The organism is Hypericibacter sp., assembly GCF_050729195.1.
Classification (GTDB): Bacteria; Pseudomonadota; Alphaproteobacteria; order Dongiales; family Dongiaceae; genus Hypericibacter.
The window spans coordinates 1-3,751 of record NZ_JBOHKS010000126.1 but is presented as its reverse complement, the minus strand read 5'-3'; the positions used below and the strand labels follow the sequence as shown (position 1 = coordinate 3,751).

At 64.5% G+C, this 3,751-nt stretch carries 5 protein-coding genes; all 5 read left to right on the top strand.

The window, feature by feature from the left end; genetic code table 11:
* Positions 1-207 precede the first annotated feature (207 nt).
* Positions 208-1,008 (top strand): hypothetical protein, encoded by an 801-nt coding sequence (locus ACREE8_RS09775; RefSeq protein WP_431572798.1) that lies wholly within the window; start codon positions 208-210, stop codon positions 1,006-1,008.
* A 57-nt stretch (positions 1,009-1,065) separates the two neighbouring features.
* A complete protein-coding gene (locus ACREE8_RS09770) occupies positions 1,066-1,866 on the top strand; it encodes a hypothetical protein (protein ID WP_431572797.1) in 801 nt (266 codons plus the stop codon).
* A 147-nt stretch (positions 1,867-2,013) separates the two neighbouring features.
* Positions 2,014-2,316 carry an immunity 53 family protein gene (locus tag ACREE8_RS09765; protein ID WP_431572796.1) on the top strand — a complete coding sequence of 101 codons (303 nt, stop codon included), beginning with the start codon at positions 2,014-2,016 and terminating at the stop codon, positions 2,314-2,316.
* Positions 2,317-2,745 (top strand): GFA family protein, encoded by a 429-nt coding sequence (locus tag ACREE8_RS09760; RefSeq protein ID WP_431572795.1) that lies wholly within the window; start codon positions 2,317-2,319, stop codon positions 2,743-2,745.
* Between the two features lie 253 nt (positions 2,746-2,998).
* The coding region (locus tag ACREE8_RS09755; protein ID WP_431572794.1) for a hypothetical protein at positions 2,999-3,751 on the top strand (753 nt) is incomplete at its 3' end.

Sequence of the window (3,751 nt, the reverse complement as noted above, 5' to 3'; positions counted from 1 at the left end):
GGCGTCGCCCAGGCCAACGACATGTGGCAGAGCTGCGAGCTCGCCGTGTCATCGCGGATGCGGCTCTCGATGCGCGAATGCATGGAAATGCGCCATACCGAGCTGATGGCGCGCACCAACCGCCAATTCTGGGACGAAACCGGCGGGTCGTAAGCCCGCGCGACAAGCGGGCCGGCACCGCCTTCATTCGATGAGAGGAAGACACCCATGAACCGCATTATTGCCCTCGCCGGCGCGGTATTGATCACCGGGCTCGCCGCGGGCTCGGCCCACGCCAACCCGCAAGTGCTCGGCATCGTCGCCAGCCTCGAGCCGCAGCCCATGACCTGCGACGCGAGCGGTTGCCGCGTCGAGCTCACCTCCTTCTGTCTGGAGCAGGAGCGGCATAACCCGCTCCCCGGGCAGGTGTATCTGCCGATGCAGGACGCCGATATCCGTCTCGTCGGCACCCTGGCCGACGGCACGTCGGTGAGCCTGCCGGCCGCGCCCTATCTCAACTTCACCACGGCGCGCGGCTTCACGGCACTCCAGGCCAGCATCGATCCGGCGACCTACGAGAAGCTCGGCCTCGCCAGTGCCGCGATCGTCGTCGGGCAGCAGGTGTCGTTGATTCCCCAGGACGAGGCGACCGATCCGCAACCCCATGTCGCCGAGGAGATCGCGCTCGCGACCGGCCCCAACCGGCTCACCGCGGAGCAATTCTATGACGACCACAGCGCCAACTCGGACGCGCTGCGCCTCAGCAACGCGATGATCAATGCCCTGCCCGTGGGCTATCACCGCGAGGACAGCGACGGGCGCATCTGGAACGCGCCGCAGGTCGTCTCGCTCTCGACGAAGGTCGATCCCGCGGGCCTCGCCGAGACCGCGAAGATGCATGCCGACTGCCAGATGAAGGTCGACGTCACCCACCATGTCGACAGCATGCGCGCCTGCATGCAGGAATCGCACGACATCCTGTCGCTGCGGCAGAACATCGATTTGTGGGAGGCGATCGGGGGATCGTAAGCCAAGGAAGACAACCGGGCCGACGCCGCTTTCACCCGCGTCCGAGGAAGAAGCCATATGAATCGTTACGGCATGCTGGCCGGCGCCGCCTTGACGGTGGGGCTGGCCTCGGGTTCGGCCAAAGCCGATCCGCAGGTGCTCGGCATTGTCGCCAGCCTCGAGCCTCAGCCCTTGACCTGCGACGAGAGCGGCTGCCATGCCGATCTCACCGCCTTCTGCCTCGAGCGGGAGCGTCACAACCCATTGCCGGGCCAGGTCTATCTGCCGGTGGCGAACGCCGACATCAGGGTGATCGGCCTTCATGCCGACGGCTCTACCATCACTCTACCGACCACACCCTATCTGCAATTCACGACCCGCCGCGGCTTCACCTCGATCGAGGCCAGCCTCGATCCGACGATCTACAGAGCGCTCGGCCTGATCGGCGCCTCGATTTTCGTAGGCCAGCGGGTTTCGCTGCTACCCGAGGCGGATGCGAGGGACACCGATCCGCGTCTGGCCGAGGAGATCGCACTTGCCACCGGCCCGAACCGTCTCACGGCGCAGCAGTTCTATGACGATCACGGCGCCGATTCCGATGCGCTGCGGCTGACCAGTGCGATGATCAACTCGCTGCCGACCGGCTATCGGCGCGAGGATAGTGACGGGCGGGTCTGGGCAGCGCCCCAGGTGGTCTCGCTCGAAACCAAGGTCGACCCGGCGGGTCTGGCCGAAGCCGCCCAGATGCATGCGGACTGCCAAGTCAAGGTCGATGTCACGCATCATGTCGATTCCATGCGCGCCTGCCTCGAAGGCTCGCATGACCGGCTTTCGTTGCGCCAGAACATCGATCTCTGGAACGCGATCGGGGGGAGCTGAGCATCCCGATGAAGGGTCGCCGATTGCCAGTCCCGCGCTGAAGCGATAGGTCTGAAGGTTCAGCCACACTGCAGCATTGACTGCTCTCCAGGCTGGACGCCCGCCGATGGCGGGCTTCCAAAATCCGCCGAGGAGGATCGCTGAATTATGAGTACTCAAGGTGACAATCTCGATTGGCTACAGAGCTGGTACGCCACGCAATGCAACGGCGTCTGGGAGCACAGCTGGGGCATTAAAATCGGTAACATCGACAACCCTGGATGGACGATCGACATCGATATAAGAGACACGAAACTCGAAGGCGAGCGGCTAAGCGCCATTGATATCAATAGATCAGAAGGCGATTGGTACCATGTCGCCTGCAATGGCCAGAAATTCCATGGAGTGGGTGGCGCTAAAAACCTTGGCGATATATTGCAGGTCTTCAAAGAATTTGTTGAAGGACACTGAGTGAGCGCGAGCACGATGAAGATTCTCGAAGGCGGATGTCTCTGCGGTGCGGTGCGCTATCGCGTCGAGGGGGCGCCGAGATGGTCGGCGCATTGCCATTGCAAGGACTGCCGGCGCGCGAGCGGGGCGCCGTTCGTGACCTATGCGGGCTTCCTGCCGGCGCGGCTGCAATGGACCAAAGGCCGGCCCAAGGACTTCAACTCCTCGCCCGGGGTCACGCGCAGTTTCTGCGCGACCTGCGGCTCGCCCCTCGCCTATGAGGGCGACCGCTGGCCGGACGAGATCCATATCCATGTCGGCACGCTGGACCATCCCGAGGCAATCCAGCCCCAGGTCCATGTCTATACTGTCCACCAGATCCCCTGGCTGCAGCTGGCCGACGGGCTGCCCAAGGTGCCGATGCCGCCCAGCGAGGCGAAGAAGAAATAGTCTGGCAACGGCCCGCCCCGGCACCAAACTCGAGATCATCATGATGGGCGAGCGCGACAAGACGACCATGGTCGTGGAATCGTCCTGGGATTCGGACAACACCCGCCTGCGCGCCCGAGGCTTAGCAGGCATGATGTAACGAAAGAGGGCCCGGAGCGGTTATGCTTTCGGCCCTTTCCTTTTTTGCGCCGATAGCTGGGCCGTCATCCTTCGCGCTATGATGCGAGGCAGTGGATATGGTGGAACAAGGCCCATGCAAAACCTCGCCTCGATATTCCTCGCAGCGGTTTCCATAGCGACGCTCTCATCCCCAGCCTTCGCCGGCGGTGGCGCTAACCAGAAGACCGATCCCTGCCTGCTGGTGACGCCGGCCGAGATCGGCCAGGCGCTGCAGGACAAGGTCGGCAACGGCCAGAGCAGCGGCGCCGGCGACTGCAATTATCGCGGCGCCAGTGGCTACGATTCCCAGGTGACGGTCGCGGTCGACGAGAATCCCGGCCGCGCCGAGTTCTTCGCCAGCCAGGCCTCGCAAAGCAACGTCAAACGCTTCGACATCGCCGATGGCGCCTACGTCTTCGATTCACCGGCGGGCTTCACCGCCGTGACGCTGCTCAAGGGCCAGACCCTGGTGACGATCACGCTCAGCAAGCCCAACCTCGCCCAGCGGCTGGACGCCACCGTGGCCCTGGCCCAGCAGGCGGCCGCCCGGCTCGGCACCGATGCCGCCGCCCATCGCGAGCCGGGCCTCGAGGCGCTGGTGGGCGAGTGGTACGCCGATGCGGGCGACCCCAACCGCGGCACCCGCGAGGTCCGCCGCTGGATCATCAAGAAGAACGGCGACTGGGTCATGACCATGGCGCCGGAGCATTCGGGCTCCCTCACCGCGCAGGACGGGCAGTGGCAGGTGGATTCGCCGCAGGAGCATTTCAGCGGCAACTACAAGACCAACGGCAAGGACGGCCTCATCACCCAGGGCGATGTCGCGGCCGAATGGGTCCGGGTGCCG